The 17649-nt window shown below is 50.3% G+C and carries 16 protein-coding genes and 1 pseudogene; 4 read left to right on the forward strand and 13 right to left on the reverse strand.

Annotation, left to right across the window (positions count from 1 at the left end; translation table 11 throughout):
* Window positions 1-106: pseudogene (locus tag AC1WIP_RS01820) on the reverse strand (flagellin); the annotation flags it as partial.
* A gap of 135 nt (window positions 107-241) precedes the next feature.
* Window positions 242-415 carry a carbon storage regulator gene (locus AC1WIP_RS01825; RefSeq protein ID WP_481140202.1) on the reverse strand — a complete coding sequence of 58 codons (174 nt, stop codon included), beginning with the start codon at window positions 413-415 and terminating at the stop codon, window positions 242-244.
* Between the two features lie 219 nt (window positions 416-634).
* On the opposite strand from AC1WIP_RS01825, the gene AC1WIP_RS01830 reads away from it, so the two are divergent.
* Window positions 635-1222 (forward strand): tyrosine-type recombinase/integrase, encoded by a 588-nt coding sequence (locus tag AC1WIP_RS01830; RefSeq protein WP_481140203.1) that lies wholly within the window; start codon window positions 635-637, stop codon window positions 1220-1222.
* A 307-nt stretch (window positions 1223-1529) separates the two neighbouring features.
* On the opposite strand, the gene AC1WIP_RS01835 is transcribed toward AC1WIP_RS01830, so the two are convergent.
* From AC1WIP_RS01835 to AC1WIP_RS01865, 7 genes are all read right to left on the reverse strand, one after another.
* Window positions 1530-2603 carry a hypothetical protein gene (locus tag AC1WIP_RS01835; protein WP_481140204.1) on the reverse strand — a complete coding sequence of 358 codons (1074 nt, stop codon included), beginning with the start codon at window positions 2601-2603 and terminating at the stop codon, window positions 1530-1532.
* Window positions 2590-3174, reverse strand: a complete 585-nt coding sequence (locus tag AC1WIP_RS01840; RefSeq protein ID WP_481140205.1) for an RNA polymerase sigma factor — start codon at window positions 3172-3174, stop codon at window positions 2590-2592. The genes AC1WIP_RS01835 and AC1WIP_RS01840 overlap by 14 nt, the downstream gene beginning before the upstream one ends.
* A gap of 67 nt (window positions 3175-3241) precedes the next feature.
* Window positions 3242-3505 (reverse strand): 30S ribosomal protein S18, encoded by a 264-nt coding sequence (rpsR, locus tag AC1WIP_RS01845; protein WP_481140206.1) that lies wholly within the window; start codon window positions 3503-3505, stop codon window positions 3242-3244.
* A gap of 27 nt (window positions 3506-3532) precedes the next feature.
* Entirely contained in the window at window positions 3533-4000 is a 468-nt protein-coding gene (locus tag AC1WIP_RS01850) for a single-stranded DNA-binding protein (protein WP_481140207.1), read from the reverse strand.
* Between the two features lie 21 nt (window positions 4001-4021).
* Complete coding sequence (gene rpsF / locus AC1WIP_RS01855) at window positions 4022-4312, reverse strand: 30S ribosomal protein S6 (RefSeq protein WP_481140208.1); 291 nt, start codon at window positions 4310-4312, stop codon at window positions 4022-4024.
* Window positions 4313-4612: 300 nt separating this feature from the next.
* Window positions 4613-7429: a glycoside hydrolase family 2 TIM barrel-domain containing protein gene (locus AC1WIP_RS01860; protein WP_481140209.1), complete on the reverse strand. Its 2817-nt coding sequence runs from the start codon at window positions 7427-7429 to the stop codon at window positions 4613-4615.
* 5 nt (window positions 7430-7434) lie between these two features.
* Window positions 7435-8358 carry an AraC family transcriptional regulator gene (locus AC1WIP_RS01865; RefSeq protein WP_481140210.1) on the reverse strand — a complete coding sequence of 308 codons (924 nt, stop codon included), beginning with the start codon at window positions 8356-8358 and terminating at the stop codon, window positions 7435-7437.
* A 316-nt stretch (window positions 8359-8674) separates the two neighbouring features.
* Between AC1WIP_RS01865 and AC1WIP_RS01870 the strand changes: the two genes are divergently transcribed.
* Window positions 8675-12037, forward strand: a complete 3363-nt coding sequence (locus AC1WIP_RS01870; RefSeq protein WP_481140211.1) for a DUF5107 domain-containing protein — start codon at window positions 8675-8677, stop codon at window positions 12035-12037.
* A 15-nt stretch (window positions 12038-12052) separates the two neighbouring features.
* Here the strand turns inward: AC1WIP_RS01870 and AC1WIP_RS01875 are convergent, their stop codons facing one another.
* Both AC1WIP_RS01875 and AC1WIP_RS01880 read right to left on the reverse strand, forming a co-directional pair.
* The gene (locus tag AC1WIP_RS01875) at window positions 12053-12235 is read right to left on the reverse strand and encodes a DUF951 domain-containing protein (RefSeq protein WP_481140212.1); all 183 of its coding nucleotides are present in this window, start codon (window positions 12233-12235) and stop codon (window positions 12053-12055) included.
* Between the two features lie 13 nt (window positions 12236-12248).
* The gene (locus tag AC1WIP_RS01880) at window positions 12249-13088 is read right to left on the reverse strand and encodes a YdcF family protein (protein ID WP_481140213.1); all 840 of its coding nucleotides are present in this window, start codon (window positions 13086-13088) and stop codon (window positions 12249-12251) included.
* A gap of 223 nt (window positions 13089-13311) precedes the next feature.
* Between AC1WIP_RS01880 and AC1WIP_RS01885 the strand changes: the two genes are divergently transcribed.
* Together AC1WIP_RS01885 and AC1WIP_RS01890 are read left to right on the forward strand one after the other, a co-directional pair.
* Window positions 13312-13821, forward strand: a complete 510-nt coding sequence (locus AC1WIP_RS01885; protein WP_481140214.1) for a GNAT family N-acetyltransferase — start codon at window positions 13312-13314, stop codon at window positions 13819-13821.
* A gap of 23 nt (window positions 13822-13844) precedes the next feature.
* Entirely contained in the window at window positions 13845-14573 is a 729-nt protein-coding gene (locus AC1WIP_RS01890) for an NAD-dependent protein deacylase (protein WP_481140215.1), read from the forward strand.
* 23 nt (window positions 14574-14596) lie between these two features.
* On the opposite strand, the gene AC1WIP_RS01895 is transcribed toward AC1WIP_RS01890, so the two are convergent.
* On the reverse strand, window positions 14597-17038 hold the full coding sequence (locus AC1WIP_RS01895; protein ID WP_481140216.1) for a hypothetical protein: 2442 nt from the start codon (window positions 17036-17038) through the stop codon (window positions 14597-14599).
* Between the two features lie 45 nt (window positions 17039-17083).
* A partial coding sequence (locus tag AC1WIP_RS01900) for a carbohydrate ABC transporter permease (RefSeq protein WP_481140217.1) occupies window positions 17084-17649 on the reverse strand: 566 nt, incomplete at its 5' end.

Below are 17649 nucleotides of genomic sequence, written 5' to 3' on the forward strand. Positions count from 1 at the left end.
TCTTATAGCCGGAAGAGAGCTTCTCGGTGGATTTTGCCTGAGATGACATTGTCAGCCCCAGCATTCTGTTGGAATTCATCGCTGTTAAATTGTGTTGTACTACCATAAAATTTACCTCCTTGGTTTTACCTGGCGCAAATCCGTTTGCGCCCATGGTTGCTTGTTTTATGTAGCAACCGGATGGGTCCGCTCCGCCGCCGGGCCCTGGCCGCCTTGCCTCCTCATCCGGTTATTACCTGATTCACTCTTGAGACTGCTTTCTATTCTTCTCAAGTACATTGCTTCTGACGATATTAATCTCCTTGGGAGCGTCTATCATCACCCGCATATGCCTTCCGGTCCCCCCCAGAAATACGATTTTCACATTTTCTCCGATCATCAGATACTCTTCCTGTGCCATTGTAAGCCGCAACATGTCCCAAACCTCCCTGTTTTCGGTGCCTGCAGGTCTTTCGTTCCAGCAGGACAATACCTTTTCGCTCCTGCCCGGGATACAACACTTTACACAAACTGTTGCATTTGCCCCCGGCTTCTATTACCCTCAAGATAAGCACATTTCACAGGCTTTGGTCCGGGTGCTTCGGAAGCCGAAGGAGCGGCACTCATGCCGGATTCAGGGAAGGGGAAAAGAAATATGAGTACGACACAGCCAATCAGAGACAAAAAACAATTAGATCAGTTCAAGGGATATTACAAAATCAGCAAGCCGAATTATCGTAATTACACATTGATTATACTGGGATTAAACACTGCGCTGCGTATCAGCGATATCCTGCATCTTACCCTGGAAAACGTCTACAACGGGAAAAAAGTAAGAACCCATATTACAATCAGGGAGCGGAAAACAGGCAAGGAAAACCGTATTTTTCTCAATGACCGCGTCCGTCAGGTGCTTGCCGCATACCGTAAAGCCCTGATGAAAACAAGGATGTACAAGTCCGGCAATCCGTATCTGTTCCCCAGTCCACGCTCTGAAGCACAGCCGCTTTCCCGTTTTCAGGCGTACCGCATAATCAGTGCGGCAGCGGATGGAGTGGGCATTGAGGATACTGTCAGCTGTCACTCCTTGCGCAAAACCTTCGGCTACCATGCCTGGAAACAGGGGAAAGACCCTATCGTCATCATGGTGCTGTTTAATCATTCTTCTCTAAATATCACAAAACGCTATCTCTGCCTGGAACAGGACGACAAGGACACCGTGCTGCGGGAAACCACCTTGTAGGAACCTCCGTCCTTTTGCCATATAAATATTGTCTCTTTGCCGCGGTCTTTCTGCCGGCGGCTTCTTGGCGTGGGAAAATATAATGGAACAGTTAGAAAAAAGAAAATTAGAAAAAGACTAAAGTTTTATAGATACTTACCGATATACTTAATGTAAAAAACAAGATGCAACAATTTGTGTAAACTGTTGCATCTTGTTTTTTTGCTTTTATTTGCATTTATTGTACCGTATCCGGGGAAAAAGATGTATGGTCGCTAAAAAGACAATACTTCTCCTGCACTTCCACCCTGCCATGAAACATCTGGGCTTATTTTTGTCTGTTGTAGGCAAGCTTTCCTAGTATGGCAAAGAGAACAGCCAGGACAGTATAGATTATGGGCAGAAACTGATATTTTGTGAAAAAGAAACCGAAAACAGACACAAGGCGGCTGTCAAATACGTCACCGGCGTAAAGCGTCTGCGGAACATAGCTCCAAATCTGCGAAGCGGTCCGGAAAACCTCCGGTATTTCGAAAAACATGGAAAACAAGAGCAATCCGCTGACAGCTGCCAAAGCGGCAATACTGTTTCGGCACAGCTCCGAAAAAATCATCACACAGACACTGATAAATGCCCCCATCACAAGCAGCTGTCCGCAGATTAAAAACACGGCTTCCCCTACACTGATTGGGTCTGAAATTCTGGGGTAGATCAGCTGAATTACAGCGTCAAAGCCATCTGCCCCACACAAGAGCAAAGAAAAACCAAGAGCGAACAGAAAATGCAGCAAAGCCATGCCCACACCAAAAACAGCTCCTGCAGTCAGCTTGGCCCAGTACAATCTTCTGCCATGGAGACTGGACAAAATCAGTTGATCGGTCTTTCGGACATGCTCCTCCGGAAACATATTAGATAATCCAATGGCCACAGACAGCAGAACCATAATGCTGACGGTGGAGCAGCCGTTAAGAAGAGTCCAATAGCCCTCCTTATAGAAAAAGGTAACCGGAATTTCTAACGCTCCTTCCTTTTCTTTCCAATATTCCTTTTCTGCCTGGCTCAAGCCGGCCTTTTTCCAGTCCTCTTCCAATGCTTTTTCCCGCAGCGCATAAAGCTCCCCCTCGTCCGGCTGCCAGGAAAAAGCCTCTTCTACAGTCATGCCCGCAGCACTGCGCACAAAATTCCAGATAGCACTGAAGGTCCTGGCATACTTCTGATATTTTTGAAACATGTTATAATTGGAGTCCACCAGCTCTCCGTTTATGTAATAGCCTCCCAAATGCTGCTGAGAATATATGGCAAAGGCTGTAATCGCCAGCGTCACCACCATTGTAATCCATATTATTTTTCTCTTCAGAATTTTTTTCAGCTCAAATCCAACTAAATTTTTATAAAGCTTCACTTTCCTTCTCCTCTCCGAACTGCTGCAGATAAAACTTTTCCAGATCCGCATGGGTCCCATCCCATTTCCCATTATAGATCAGCCGGCCTGCTTTCATCAGCAGCACATCCTCCGTTTTATCCTCCCCATGGTTTTCCCTGTGCCGGTCCTCCATCTCTGTGTCAGCAAGGTGGGTTTCTCTTGAGCCTCCCTCTCCCAAGGCTTTACGAAAGTTGTTGATGCAGAGGTTTCTCGCTATCGTATACAGATACGCCAGGGACTTTCCCTTCTCCTGATAGCTTTCGCTCTGCAGAAAACGAAGAAATGTCTCCTGGGTAATGTCTTCTGCCGCCTCTCTGCTGTGCAGCTTAAAATAGCAATAGCGGTATATCTTATCATATTGTGCTTCCAGATCAATCGCCTTGTTCATGAACAGAACCCAAAACCTCCTTTCATTATGTATAACGGCAGAATCCCCGCAAATGTGCGCCTGATTTCCGTCATTGTCAAAAAACAGCCTGGCAGAAAACGGAGGATTTCCTGCCAGGCTGTTTTTTTTATTCTGGAATACTGTGCCGACCACACAAACCATCCATGTATTCCTATATAAAAAAACCGGCTCCCATTTCGGAAGCCGGTCCTGATGCTGCATTATGGAATTAGTCCTGAACGTAAGGCATCAATGCAACGTGACGCGCTCTCTTAATCGCTACGGTCAGCGCTCTCTGATGCTTTGCACAGTTGCCGGTAATACGGCGGGGAAGAATCTTTCCTCTCTCGGACACATATCTTTTCAGCTTGTTTGTATCCTTGTAATCGATCACATTATCCTTGCCGCAGAATACGCAAACTTTCTTTCTTCTGCGGACGCCGCTCTTTTTCCTTACCGGAGCATCGGGTTTCTCTGCTTTATTATAAGCCATGTCAGTACCTCCTGTCTCAATCAAATCTTAGTTGAACGGTAATTCTTCATCAATGCCGTCAGGGATATTCATGAAGCCATCGCTTGCGCCGGACGGAGCCGGAGCAGCATTACCGCCTGCGTAACCGCCGTTAAAGCCGCCATTGTTGAATCCGCCTTCGTTTCCTGCAGAAGCATTTTTGCTCTCAGCAAACTCAATCTCATCCACCATGACACGGACACTGTAAACCATCTGACCGTCCCTGTTGGTATAATTGTCGTTCTGGATTCTCCCGCAGACTACCACCTTGGTTCCCTTGTGCAGATAACGCTCAATAAACTCTGCCTGCCTGCCGAATGCGGTACAGTTAAAGAAATCTGCGTCGGGCTCTCCCTCGCGCTTGAATCTTCTGTCCACCGCTATGGAAAAGCGCGCTACTGCGGTCTGGCTTGCCCCCTGTGAGTATCTCACCTCAGGGTCCCTTGTTAAACGTCCCATAAGAATTACTTTATTCATAATCGACTTCTCGCTTTCTGTTTATGCCTCGTCCTGTCTAACGCATAAATATCTGATAACATTGTCCATAATACGGACACGGCTCTCAATCTCTGCCGGAGCGGTGCTATCAGCCTCAAATCTGATGAAGTAATAGAAAGCTTCTTTCATCTTCTGAATTTCGTAAGCAAGTCTCTTCTTACCCCATTCATCCACCTCTGTAATGGTGCCGCCGAATCTTTCGATCAGAGCCTTGCACTTTTCAATCACTGCAGCTCTCTCATCGTCTTCGACTTTAGCGCTGACAACAACGGCTAATTCATACTTGTTCATGCTTGTTACCTCCTTTTGGTCTCTGGCCCGCATCATGGATGCGAGCAAGGAATCAATGTATCACGAAGTGTTATGATACCATAAAAATTCCCAGTTTTCAAGCTTTTTCCTGAATATTTTTTATAACCATGGGTGCTCGCACACAATGCAAGGCGACAATCCTCTTATGAGCGGAGCGCCTGATAATGAGCAAAGGCAGCTGCAAAGCAGCGAAAAAGCGCCCTGGCGCGGCTTTGCGAATGGCGCGGGCTGAGCTGCCGCAGATCAGCGCCCTGGCGCGGGCTGAGCTGTTGCCAGCTGTCACTCATTCACAAATATGCCCTTGATCTCCTCCAGGGCAATTTCCGCCGCAGGCGCAAAGTCCTCTGAAGCGGCATAAGCTGTCATGCTTTCATAAAACTGTCTCACCTGGGGTCTATCCATATGCCCCAGCACATCCCCGGCGCAGAAAAGCAGTCTGCCTCCCTCCTTCACCTTCGTTTCCAGAAGGTAGGAGAGCTTATGATTGCGCTCAAAATTGTCTATGATCTGCACAATGGGAGTGATTGCATCTCCCCAGCCGTCCAAAATTACCGGCCTGCTGTCATACAGCAGGGGCTGCCACTGCCACTGGGCGTAATCCTCTGTGGGAAAGCCCCGAAAGGCCGGATGGGCGCTGTCACAGACCATTCCCAGCGTACCGGGAGCCACGGGAAGTCCCTTCTCCACGCAGGCGTCTCTGAACATGGGCCAGCACCAGAAATCAGGGGCAAAGGCTCCGGGAACACTGCAATCTTCCTTCGCCCTGCTGGAAAACAGCACCACCTTGCCGCCCTGTTTTAAAAAATCCTCCCCGCTCTGTTCCAGCCGGTCTGTGATGAAAAGTCCTCTTTTAGAGTCTATTCCCATCCATTTTTCCCGGCCGTCCGGTCCGGTTTTTTCCGGCAGCCTTTTGTAAATCCACAGGGGATATTCATTTTCCACCTCTCCCATACGCAGTACAAGGCGCATGACAGCCGCCTGCTCCACCTTGGGAAGGGCAAAACGCACCAGGCCCAATGCCGTAAGTCTTCCCGGACTGCCGGTTCCCTTAAGATGAGCCTGCCCCATCACCTGATTTTCCTGGGAATACAAAATTGCCTCCACGTCATACTGCCCCGTTCTCAATGTCTCGTCCTGTGCGCTTTCCGGGCCAAAATCCGCAAGGAAAATCTCTCCCTCAAACGTCTCCTGCTCTTGCCACACATAGCGGGGAAATTTGGCAAGAAGCACCCTGGGAGCGCAAAATCTCCGGAATTCCTCTGGCGTAATCAGCCCCTTGGAATCCAGAAAGCTGTCTAAAATTCCCACAAGGGCCGTTCCTTGTCCGGGAAAATCCTGCAGGCCCAGAAGCTGAAAGCCCGCCATATCCCTGGTGCGCAGGGCCGCTTCTATCTCCTCTCTGTAGCACTGCACCGCCAGCCTGCCGCTTGCCTGAAAAAATCTGTCCGCCATATCACCCATGCCGGCCTCTTCCAGCCTTTTTTGAAACAGCTTCAGATTTTCAGGGGACAGAGGGCCTGTGTACTTGGGAATCTCCCTGTAGTTTGGATAGCATTGATACTGGCCAATCTCGTGGGAGATCAGGGGAAGGGGGGACTGCCTTACTCCCTCGCTGTAATCATGCAGGGTGGAGGGCTCTTCCTGTGTCTGCAGATATCCCAGGGGCAGATCTCCAAAGGAAAAGGAGGCTCTGATATTGGTTTTTTCATCCGTCCGCATGATGATCCAGCAGTCGTCCGCACCGCTGCAGATGGGATGCTCCAGAAAATTATTGGCCCCCTGGGTATACAGCTTATCCGGCCGAATGCTTCTAAGATGCCTGACCAGCCTTTCAAATTCCCGCAGTTCCCCCGTCATCTCGTTTCCTGCCGCAAACAGCAGAAAAGAGGGATGATTGCCATACCAGGCAAGCACCTTTTCTGCCTGGTCGTAAATGTACGCATGCAGAGCCTTATCACACCTTTTATCCTTCTCCCCGTACAGGGCGGCTGCAAAGTTGGAAAGCTCCACCTGGAGATAGATGCCTTTCTCATCCGCCGCCGCGAAAGCCGCCTCCGGAGGACACCAGCTGTGAAACCGGCAGTGATTCAGGCCGTACTGCTGATACAGATCAAATATCTTAAGCCAGCTTTCCTTGTCCATGGGGCATGCGCCGGTCTTTGGATAGATGCAGCAGTCCACAGTCCCCCGCAAAAACACGGGCACGCCGTTTCTCACAATTCTTTTATCTCTGATCTCCTGCCCAAAAATTCCCGCATTTTGTTCGTACTGCTGCCTGCCTCCTCTTTTGTCTGTGACAATCACAAAAAGCCGGTAAAAAACAGGATGGAATTCATCCCAGCGGCAAAACAGCTCTGTCGCCCTCTGCGCATCGTCCCCCTCCTGCCAAAGCGCATAAAAGGCCTGGCGGGTTCCCTGTATTTCGCTGCATTTCAGCTCCCTTTTTGCCAGCGGCAGGCCGTCGCTTCTATACCCCCATACTGTGATGCTCTCTCCTTCCCTTGCGCGTATCCAAAAGCCCCGGGCGCTTTCATCTCCTATGATCTGGGGAATCTCCCAGCTTCCTTTCTCTCCTCTTTCCAGATAGAGCTCTCCCAGTATTCCGTTCCAGTTGGTCTGGGTATGCTCCGTATACTGATGCCCCTTAAGGAGGCTTTCCGGGAAATCCTCCTTTGAGGCCAGATCATTGTCCACCACAATCCGTAGCAAATGCTTTCCAGCGTCCCCAAGAGCTTCTGTGAGATCATGCCTCTGAGGAACCAAGGTCTCATGGGATCCTGACACCCATTTTCCGTCCACATAGACCTCTGTGTATTTGGTGCGCTCCAGAAAAAGAAAAAGCGGAAGACCTGCCCACTCCTTTGGAATTTCAATTTCTCTTTCATAGTGCGCTCTGCCTGTAAAGGGATATTTTCTGCTCAAAAACAGGGTCTGTCCCACCTCTGGTCCAAAGCTCCCTTTTTTGCTGATTTCCGTGGTGGAAGGCAGCTCTATGGTATCCTTAAGCTCGGAGAGCCTTTGGCTTTTCTCCTCTGCACTTTCCCCCTTCTCAAACCCAAATTTCCAGGTTCCCTGAAGCATTCTTTTCAGCTGCATTTGCATTATTCTCCACCCTCCTCCAAATAGGCATAGTCACTGTGTCTGTATTCCTTTGGGGAAATTCCCACCTCTTTATGAAAGCACCGGGAAAAGTAATATGGATCCTGATAGCCCAGCCGGTGGGCCACCTCATAAATATAGAGGTCTGTAGAACGCAGCAGCTTGCAGGCCTCCGTAAGCTTCAGCCTTGTAAAAAATTCCATAGGCGCCCGCCCGGTATATTTCTGAAAAATCACATGCAGATAGCTTTTAGACAGCTGAAAATGCTCTGCAATCTGCTCCATGGAAAGATTTTCCTGCACATGGGCATACATATATCGTATTACGCTCGTCACAAGCTTGTTCTGCTCCCCTGTGGTATTATGCTTCTCCCGATAATAGGTCTCCGCCAGAATCAGCTCCAGCACCTGGGAAATATAGATAAAATTGCCCAGGGTATAGTTTGCCTCCAGCACCCGGAACAAAAGCTCAAACAAAAACAGCATACGGTTGGAGGCATGCTCTGATGCAAAATGTGCTACGGTGCACTCCTCCAGTGGAAAAAGCTGCACATCCTCTCCCTTAAAATGCACCCACAGAATACTCCAGGGATCCTTCTCATCCGCATAATAGCGGTGGCCGCAGCCTGTGGGAATACAGACAGCCTCTCTCTGGCCAAGAGGATATTTCTTCCACCCCAGTCCTTCCTTTCTCCGGATTTCCACAACGCCCTTTCCCTCCGTGCAGTACAGAAAAATGTACTCCTCTATCCCCTCCGTCCTCTCCCGGTAATGCCTTTTTGCCCTTGGGAAAAAACCCACGTCTGTCAGATACATCCGTCTCACCAGCGGATGAGCCGCATATTCCGCAAAGGCCTCTGTAGGAAGCACGATCATACGCTCTCCCCGAAATCCCTCTCTTTTGGTTCCTTCCTCTCTGTATTCCACCGTTTTTTCTGCTTCCTTCCTCTCTTTTCTTAAAGCCTATCATGTTTGTGGAATATTGTCCATGAAAAACAAGGATATGATATTCCTCGTCCTGCCTCTTTCATGCTTTGCTGAAAGCATATCAGTCCAAACGCTTTATTAGTATTTCAGTAATTGCGAAACTCGCTGGCGAAGTCACGGACCTGGTCATAATAACCAAAAACGGGTTCCGAAGCAGTAGCTAGTCACCCTTATTTTGGCTATTACGCCCAGTTTCTGATACTAGGGAGCGAGTTTCACAATTACCTATTATTTGTATTGAAAGAAAGGAGCTCTTATGTCTGCAAAAAGTCCTGTAAAAATATGGGAGGAGAAGCTTGCCCTTCCCACCTATCAGGTGTATCCTGCGGAAAAAAGTCCATTATTTATTGAAAAGAGAGCCTATCAGGGCAGCACGGGAAAGGTCTACCCTCTCCCTGTGACAGAAAAGCTGAGCGATACGCTTACGGATGTGTCCTATCAGGCGGTCTGTCTGGAAAACGAATATCTTTTTGTCATGGTGCTTCCGCAGCTTGGCGGGCGCATCCACCGGGCCTTAGATAAGACCAACGGCTATGATTTTATATACTACAACCATGTAATCAAGCCAGCCCTGGTGGGACTAACGGGCCCCTGGATTTCAGGAGGCATTGAGTTTAACTGGCCCCAGCACCACAGGCCCTCCACCTTCTCCCCGGTGGATTATACACTGTCTGAAAACCCTGACGGCTCCTGCAGCGTATATTTGAGCGAGATTGACAAAATGTACGGCACCAAGGGCATGGCCAGCATTTCCCTGTATCCGGAAAAAGCCTACATAGAGATAAACGGACGTCTGTTCAACAATACGGAGCTTCCCCAGACCTTTCTGTGGTGGGCCAATCCTGCGGTTCCCGTAAACGAACACACCTATTCCGTATTTCCCCCCGATGTAAATGCGGTGATGGACCATGGCAGACGGGCCGTCTCTACCTTTCCCATTGCGACGGGAGAATACTACAAGTACGACTATTCCGCCGGCGTGGATATCTCCCGCTATCAGAATATAAAGGTTCCCACCTCCTACATGGCGGCCCATTCCGATTTTGACTTTATCGGCAACTATGATGAAAAGCAAAAGGGCGGCCTGCTTCATGTGGCAGACCACCATATCTCCCCCGGCAAAAAGCAATGGACCTGGGGCAGCGGAGATTTTGGCAAAAGCTGGGACAGGAATCTCACGGATGCGGACGGTCCCTATATTGAGCTGATGACCGGCGTCTTTACAGACAATCAGCCTGATTTTACCTGGCTTAAGCCCTATGAGGAAAAAACCTTTACCCAGTATTTTATGCCCTACAAGGGGGTGGGCAGAGTGTGCAACGCCACAAGAGACGCCGCCGTAGGTCTCTTTCCTGCAGACGGCCAGACAGCCTGTGTGCGCGTCTACGCCTCCGGCTGCTTCCCCGGCTCCAAAATAACCGTTGCCAAAGACGCTCTGGTGCTCTTTGAACAGGAAGCCGATCTTTCCCCAGAGGGCTTCTTTGAGGCCCAGTTTCCCGCGTCTGAAAGCCTGTGCGGCTGCAGCGTGACAGTCTCCTTTCAGGGAAAAGCGCTTGTGCAATACACCGAAGCCCCAAAAAAGCTCCAGCCTATTCCGGAGCCTGCCGAGGCCTTAAAACAGCCGGAGGAGTTAAAATCCACCGAAGAGCTCTACCTTGCCGCCCTACACCTGGAGCAATACCGCCACGCCACCTGTGAGCCCGGCGATTATTATCTGGAAGGCCTGCGAAGAGACCCTTCCGATATCCGGCTGAACAACGGCTACGGACTGCTGCTTTTGAGAAGAGGCCAGATTCAGGAAAGCATCCCTTATTTCCGCCGGGCCATCCAAAAGCAGACCTGGAAAAATCCAAACCCCTATCACGGGGAATGCTACTTCAATCTGGGGCTTGCCCTGGAGCTGCTGTGGTCTGTGGAGCATGCTCAGAATAAATCTGATGACTGCTCTGCGCTCTTAGCGGAGGCTTATGACGCTTACTACAAGGCTTCCTGGAGCGCCGAGACCCAAAGCAGCGCCTTCTTTCGTCTTTCCTGTCTCTCCATGCGGCAGAAGGATGTACAAAGCGCCCTTTCCTTTGTGAATCAGTCCCTGGTCCGCAACTGGCACAACATGAAGGCGCGGACCCTGAAGGCAGCCCTGCTTCGCAGACTTGGACGGGACAACAGCTCTTTGCTGGAGGAATCCCTTCAGATAGACCCCTTATACATGGGCTGCCTTTTTGAGAAGGCTCTCTTTGGAAAGCAGCCCTGGGAGCTGTCACAAAAAAAGGAGGAATTGGCCCCATGGCGGGAAAAAATGAGGGAGGAAGCCCACAATTATCTGGAGCTTTCCCTGCTCTACGGCGGGGCCGGATTGTATCCGGAGGCCATAACCGTGCTGGAGGCCTGCAAGGCCTCTTCCCCCATGGTGTCCTATTATCTGGGCTATTTTTATGATCTGAACGGGGAAAAGGAGGCTGCCCTCTGCTCCTTTGAAAAGGCAGAGAGCCTTCCCCCCGATTACTGCTTTCCCAACAGGCTGGAGGAGATCGCGATCCTTAAGACCGCCATCCGCACCCTCCCCTGTGCGCCCATGGCCCACTATTACCTAGGTAATCTCTTCTATGACAAAAAGCAGTATGAGAAGGCAGCTGCCCATTGGGAACAGGCTGTGAGCCAAAAGGAAGCTCTGCCCATGGCCTTGCGCAACCTGTCCATTGCCTATTACAACAAGCAGCATGATCCACAAAAGGCTTTGGCTTCCCTCAAAAAGGCTCTGTCTCTGGATCCGGACTACCCCAGGCTTTTGCTGGAACATGACCAGCTCTGCGCAAAATGCCACATCCCCTTTGGGGAGAGGCTGCGCTTTCTGGAGCAGCGGCTGAAGCTTACTGCACAGAGGGACGATCTGTATCTGCGCTATATTACCCTCTTAAACTGTGCGGGCAGATGGGAAGAGGCCCTGGGCGCTCTCTGCACCCACCGGTTTCACCCCTGGGAAGGGGGAGAGGGCAAAGTCAGCGCCCAATACCGTTATGCCTTGATTAGCCTGGCTATACGGGCCCTTGCGCAAAATGAGGGCCAGACCGCCCTTGCCTTTTTGGAACGAAGCCTTACCTATCCCGAAAATCTGGGGGAGGGAAAGCTGCCAAATGTCCACGACAACCAGTCCCACTATTACATGGGGCTTGCCTTAGAGCAATTAGGGCAAAAAGAAAAAGCCGCCCACTATTGGCAGCTTGCAGCCTCTGGCTCCAGGAAGCCGGAGCCCGTTCTCTATTACAATGACCAGCCCTCCGATTATATCTTTTATCAGGGACTTGCGCAGATCCGCCTGGGAAATCCCACAGAGGCGGCCAGCTCCTTCCACATGCTCATCTCCTACGGAGAGCAGCATATCTTTGACCGGATTTCCTATGATTTCTTCGCCGTTTCCCTGCCGGAAATCGAAGTATATCAGGACGATCCCAAGCTTCGAAACACCCAGTACTGCAATTACCTAAGAGCCTTAGGAAGCCTTGGGCTGGCAGCCTTAGGAGAACAGGAAAAGAAAAAAGAGGCCTCCTCTCTCCTGCAGCAGATCCTGACACAAGAGGACGATCACCAGGGTGCCCTATCCCTCCTGCCGCTTTTAAGCTAAAAAAGAGGCAGGAGCTTATCTGCCCTCCTTGATCTCCTTAATGTTTTTCTCCAAAAGCCTTCTGGCAATCATAATCTGATGGCCGCAGCCTAAGCATTTTAAACGAAAATCAGCGCCCACGCGCAGCACCTCCCACTCTCTGCTGCCGCAGGGGTGCTGCTTTTTCAGCCTTAAAATATCTCCCACATTGATTTCCATCGCGAAACCTCCATCACAAATTTCCCACTGCAAAATCTTTTAAAACCCCGAAAAACTCCCTCAGCATATTGTTGGGAAGGGACAAGGGATAAGAACCCGCCGCCAGGCCCTCCGCCTGCTCATATCCCAGCTTTTCCGCAATTTTCACTGCTCGAAATACATGGAAATTATTGGTGACAATCACCACCCGGTCTCCTGCCCTGTCCAAAAGCTCCCCGGAAAATGCCAGATTTTCACGTGTGCTTTTGGATTCTGTCTCTAAAAGAATTCTCTCAGGGCGGATGCCTGCCTCCACCAAATAGCCGTACATCCCTTCCGCCTCGCTGACAGGCTCATTGCTTCCTTGGCCTCCCGACACGATCACCCGGGTTTGCGGATTCTCCTCCAGGTATTCCAAAGCCTGATCCAAACGTTTTTTCAGCAAGTAGCTGGGGCCGTCCTCCTTCCACTGGGCGCCGAGCACGATCAGGTAGTCCGCGCCATTTTGCCCATCACTGGAGAATCGGGATAAAATCATCCCCTCCACCAGAGCAAAAACCAGTATCCCTACAGCAAAAATAAAAACAGCCCCAAGCTTTAACCACATGGGCAGCCGCTCCAGCAGATTTCTTCTGGCAAGCACAAACGCTATGCCCCCAAAGAAAACTCCCAGCGCACCCCACACCAGAAAAAATCTGGTTCCATAATTTACAAACAGTCCCATTATCAGGCAGTACAAAAGGCACAATAAGCCCAGCACGCCAAAAATCACCGCAAATACACTCATGCCTCGTCTCTTTCTGCCGCGTTTTTCCAGATAAATCACTTTTTTACTTTTTTCCAAGGGGATCAAATGTTCTTTTTTTCTTCCCATAGCCTTCTTCTTTTGCTTACAATGCGGTTTCTTTTTTATCTTATCACACTCGGTGCCCAAGTCTCAATAGGCATATACTCTTGGTTTTCTTAATAATTTCTTAGTATTTGTTAAAATTTTTTGGCAGAATATGGGCTGAAAGCTGTATTCCACAATGGGCCTCCCTGCCCTTGCACAGAAACACCTGCCGGGTGTAAAATCAAAGAAAAAGGAGGGGCAGCCTATGATTTTGGAAACCAAACGCCTGTATCTGCGTGAGCTGACCCAGGCAGATTATAACGATCTATGCAAAATACTGCAGGATGCGGAGGTCATGTACGCCTATGAACATGCCTTTGACAGCGCAGAGGTACAGCAGTGGCTGGATCGGCAGCTTGCGCGCTACCGGGAATACGGCTTTGGGCTGTGGGCGGTTATTTTAAAAGACACACAGGAAATGATTGGTCAGTGCGGTCTGACCATGCAGGACTTAAACGGCAGGCAGGTTCTGGAAATCGGCTATCTGTTTCAGAAAGCATACTGGCACAAGGGGTATGCCACAGAGGCTGCCTGGGGCTGTAAGCAATACGCCTTTGAGGTACTGAAGGTGCCGGAGGTATTTTCCATTATCCGGGAAAATAATCTTCCCTCCCAAAATGTAGCACGGCGAAACGGCATGGTGGTGACAGATCATCTGGTGAAGCATTACTACGGCATGGATATGCCCCATCTGGTGTTCTCCATACAAAAATAATTTCAGAATAAGAGGTGATCTTCATGGATTTAAAGGAATCTATTGCAGAATTAAACAGGATCGTAGAAAAATATGACAATATTGTCTTTTTTGGCGGCGCAGGCGTTTCCACAGAAAGCGGCATCCCAGATTTCCGCAGCGTAGACGGTCTGTACCATCAGCAGTATGATTATCCCCCGGAAACCATTTTAAGCCACAGCTTCTATCGGGCGAATCCCCAGGAATTTTTCCGCTTTTACCGCAATAAGATGTTGTTTCCCAAGGCGCAGCCCAACGCCGCCCACAAAAAGCTGGCCCAGCTTGAGGCTCTTGGAAAGGTGCGGGCGGTAATCACCCAAAATATTGACGGCCTCCATCAGGCCGCAGGAAGCAAGGTGGTTTTGGAGCTCCACGGCTCCGTGCTTCGCAATTACTGTGAGCGGTGCAATGCCTTTTACGGACTGGACTATATTCTAAACAGCACAGGAGTGCCGAAATGTGAAAAATGCGGCGGTGCAGTAAAGCCCGATGTGGTGCTCTATGAGGAAAGCCTGAACCAGGCCACTTTAAATGCAGCTGTCAGCTACATCCATAATGCTCAGGTGCTGATCATAGGCGGCACTTCCCTGGCCGTATACCCCGCCGCCGGTCTCATCGATTATTTTCAGGGAGACAAGCTGGTGGTCATCAACAAATCCCCCACCCCCAGGGACGGTTCTGCTGACCTTTTGATCTCCGGTCCCATTGGAGAGGTCTTTGCAGGAATTTTATAAGGGGCTGGCAAAGGCCCCTTTTGTTAACCATCCTTTGTCACATCCACCGTAAGCCGGTGCAGCATAATGGTATTCTGCCAGCCTCCGTCTCCGTTGGTTCCCGTGTGGAAAATGCCGAAGCCGCTACGGTCGTCCGGACTGATTTTTCCCTCCAGACGCACCTGTCTTTCCCAGGCTTTCCCCGGCGGAATCTCACTCTCCGTAAACAGCTCTGCCGTAAGAACCTCTCCCCTTGCTTCCAGCAGGATATGACAGCCGGTGATAAAGCAGGAGGTATACACCTTTTCAGATATGGGTCTTGGAATTCCTCCTTCATATTTCACCAGAAACGCAGCCACTGCGTCCGCCGCCCGGGCAGTGCGCATCACGCGCAGTCCATAGCCGGAAAGGAGAGTTTCCTCCAGCTTCACGCATACATCCAGATACTGCCCGGCGCTTCCAAAGCCCTGGCCGCCGGTTTTCGCCGGGTCCAGCACCAGCTCCAGCCTCATATTGCTGCAGCGCTCCCGAAAGGCATACATAAGCTTTACCCCCTGAACCAAGGGATACAGGCCCTTTCCCTTACAGCCGTTTCCCAGCTCCCCATACCCCCAGGGCGCCGCCGGAAGCTCCCTCACCCATTTCCGCCATTCCTTCAGTTCCTCCTTTTTGGCAGGTTCGTAAAAATCATTGATCCAGCGGCCTTTTTGCAGCCTGGGCTGACGAACCTTGGGAAAAGCCGTAAAATCTGTTTCCAAATGACCATGCTTTGGTATCTGCTCCCAGGTTATGACCTGTTGCGCTGCCGCCGTTACAGGTTCCCCATAGCCGCTGCTGCTGCTTTTTGGCGTAACTCGAACAAGAAGCCTGCCGCCTATGTCATCCTCCACAGGCGTATAACCTAAGTCTCCGGCTCCCTGGCTGCTTTCCCGCACCAATATTTCCTCCCCGTCTCTTCTCACATACCATTCCACCAAAGAGCAGTCTTTTTCTTCTTTGTCCCTAAAGCTGTACTGCAGCCGAAAAACGCCCTTTTCATATTTGATCCAGGGCATCTGCTCCCATGCCGGGGGCTGTGTTCTGGCAGGCCTTGCCATGATAAGCGCCGCCGCCTCGAGGCCCTGCTTTGTGAGGGCGGTGAGCACCGCTCTCTGTTCTGTCTTATGGTGGTTGCTCCCTGTAATCACACAGCCGTTTTCCCCTTCCGGCCTTATTTCTGCCACAGAACCGCTTAGCCGAAAGGTCACGTCCCGGGCCTTACGCTTCGTTCCGTCAAAGAAAACCTCAAAGGCTTCCAGATATGCCTCCTGTCCCTTTTCCAGCGTCACTTCCTTCGTATCCAGCATAAGCTTTACGGGAATCCTTTCTTCTTTTTCCGGGGATAGCTGTCCTTTGGGATTCCAGCCGTCCTCTCCCCCAAGAAGATTCTGAATAGGAAAGGCCTTCAGGGCGTCCTTACCCTTCAGAGAAACCGTGTCTTTCCCCGGCGTTCCCACACAAAGGGGGACTCCCTCAAAGCTGTTTTCATATTCATAACATTTTAAAGAAGCCTCCGGATATCTGGTCCACTCCACGGACAGCCTGCGGCCTTCTTTAGAAGCAGGCTCCTTCCAATCCCTTTCATCTACAAAGCGGCAGCGGATGAGATAAACAGTCCCCTGTCCCTTCATAAAATATTGGTCCGCCTCTTCCCTGGCCCGGATTCCCCGGATACGGAAGAGACAGTCCAAAAAAACGCAGCCCGCCCCTTGGGTACAGGCCAGGGGCCGCCCTCCGTAAAAGTCAAAATCACATTCCAGGTACACCGCATTCCCGTTGAGAGCATCATCAGTGCTCTCAAAATGGCACCTATCGTACAGGCTTCTTTTTGCCCCACAGAAAGGATAGAGGTTAAGACGGCTTATGAATCTGCAGTTTTCCGCAAAAAAGCAGTCTCCCTCCACATCTCCAAGCTGGGCCTGCGTCACCGCCGAAGTCCTTTTTTTCCGGTTCTGGGACGGGTCTTTGGGATAGACCAAATCCACATTGCAGTAGTTTCCCACAGTCAGGTTTTTCAGATGGAGGCCGTCCCCCTCAAAGTGAAACATAGTATAATTTCCGATACAGCCGTGGGACTGCCCCTTGTCAGCAGCAATCACCACATCCATAGGATTTTGGGAAAGCCCTTCCAGAAAAAGCCACTGACACTTTACCTTTTTTTCATAGGGCAGCTTATCCCCGGGTTTTGCTGTACAAATCCGCTCATCCCCCGGCTCTGCGATCCAGTAAACCCCGGGAGCCAGATACACCGTCATGGGATTTTCCTGATTTCCGTCCTGCAGACGCCCTGAATCCAGAAGCTCTGTCAAATCTCGAAATAGGAAGGGGGAGCTCTCCGCCTGCTTTTGTGTCAGGCTGCAGTCCAGATATAAATGCCGCTCATCCAGCCTTATTTCCCGATCCTGAAATTTTATCTCCGAACCGGACAGCACAGTATTTCCTTTCATGCCTTTCTCCTGTCTTTTTCCTTTTTTCTGTTTATCCTTTCGTCCCTACCCCTTTACAGAACCGACCATCATCCCCTTTACAAAATACTTCTGTAAAAAAGGATACAGCACCAGAATGGGCACCGTAGCCACCACGATTGTGGCATATTTTATCGTCTCCGCCAAAAGCTCCGTATCTCTGTCTCCCATATTGGATAATCCGCTGCTTAGAATCAGTATCTGCCTGATCACAAGCTGTAAGGGCTCCTTGCTGTGATCGTCCAGATAAATCATGGCATTAAACCAGGAATTCCAATGTCCTACACCGTAATATAATACTAATACTGCCAAAGTGGGTTTTGTCAAGGGCACTACTATTTTGGTCAGGATTGTTTTGTGGCTCGCCCCGTCCAGCCGCGCAGACTCTTCTAAGCTGATATCCAGAGAGGCCATGGCTGTACGCAGAATAATCAGATTAAAGGTGCTGACTGCTCCCGGAAGCAGTAAGGCAAACCGAGTATTATATAAATGCAGACTTTGGATATTCAAAAATCCAGGCACCATCCCCCCGGAAAAATACATGGTAAACAAAATCAGCATGGTGATTACCTTTTTCCCCGGCACGTCCCGGC

It is taken from the genome of Acetatifactor sp. (assembly GCF_982438285.1).

Excerpts from the sequence above, each read along its gene's own strand:
- AC1WIP_RS01880 (WP_481140213.1), bottom strand. The coding sequence starts at position 13,088 with ATGGGAAGAAAAAAAGAACATTTGATCCCCTTGGAAAAAAGTAAAAAA.
- AC1WIP_RS01850 (WP_481140207.1), bottom strand. The coding sequence starts at position 4,000 with ATGAATAAAGTAATTCTTATGGGACGTTTAACAAGGGACCCTGAGGTG.
- rpsF (WP_481140208.1), bottom strand. The coding sequence starts at position 4,312 with ATGAACAAGTATGAATTAGCCGTTGTTGTCAGCGCTAAAGTCGAAGAC.
- AC1WIP_RS01885 (WP_481140214.1), top strand. The coding sequence starts at position 13,312 with ATGATTTTGGAAACCAAACGCCTGTATCTGCGTGAGCTGACCCAGGCA.
- AC1WIP_RS01830 (WP_481140203.1), top strand. The coding sequence starts at position 635 with ATGAGTACGACACAGCCAATCAGAGACAAAAAACAATTAGATCAGTTC.
- AC1WIP_RS01890 (WP_481140215.1), top strand. The coding sequence starts at position 13,845 with ATGGATTTAAAGGAATCTATTGCAGAATTAAACAGGATCGTAGAAAAA.
- AC1WIP_RS01875 (WP_481140212.1), bottom strand. The coding sequence starts at position 12,235 with ATGGAAATCAATGTGGGAGATATTTTAAGGCTGAAAAAGCAGCACCCC.
- AC1WIP_RS01860 (WP_481140209.1), bottom strand. The coding sequence starts at position 7,429 with ATGCAGCTGAAAAGAATGCTTCAGGGAACCTGGAAATTTGGGTTTGAG.
- AC1WIP_RS01840 (WP_481140205.1), bottom strand. The coding sequence starts at position 3,174 with ATGGTTTGTGTGGTCGGCACAGTATTCCAGAATAAAAAAAACAGCCTG.
- AC1WIP_RS01825 (WP_481140202.1), bottom strand. The coding sequence starts at position 415 with ATGTTGCGGCTTACAATGGCACAGGAAGAGTATCTGATGATCGGAGAA.
- rpsR (WP_481140206.1), bottom strand. The coding sequence starts at position 3,505 with ATGGCTTATAATAAAGCAGAGAAACCCGATGCTCCGGTAAGGAAAAAG.
- AC1WIP_RS01870 (WP_481140211.1), top strand. The coding sequence starts at position 8,675 with ATGTCTGCAAAAAGTCCTGTAAAAATATGGGAGGAGAAGCTTGCCCTT.
- AC1WIP_RS01895 (WP_481140216.1), bottom strand. The coding sequence starts at position 17,038 with ATGAAAGGAAATACTGTGCTGTCCGGTTCGGAGATAAAATTTCAGGAT.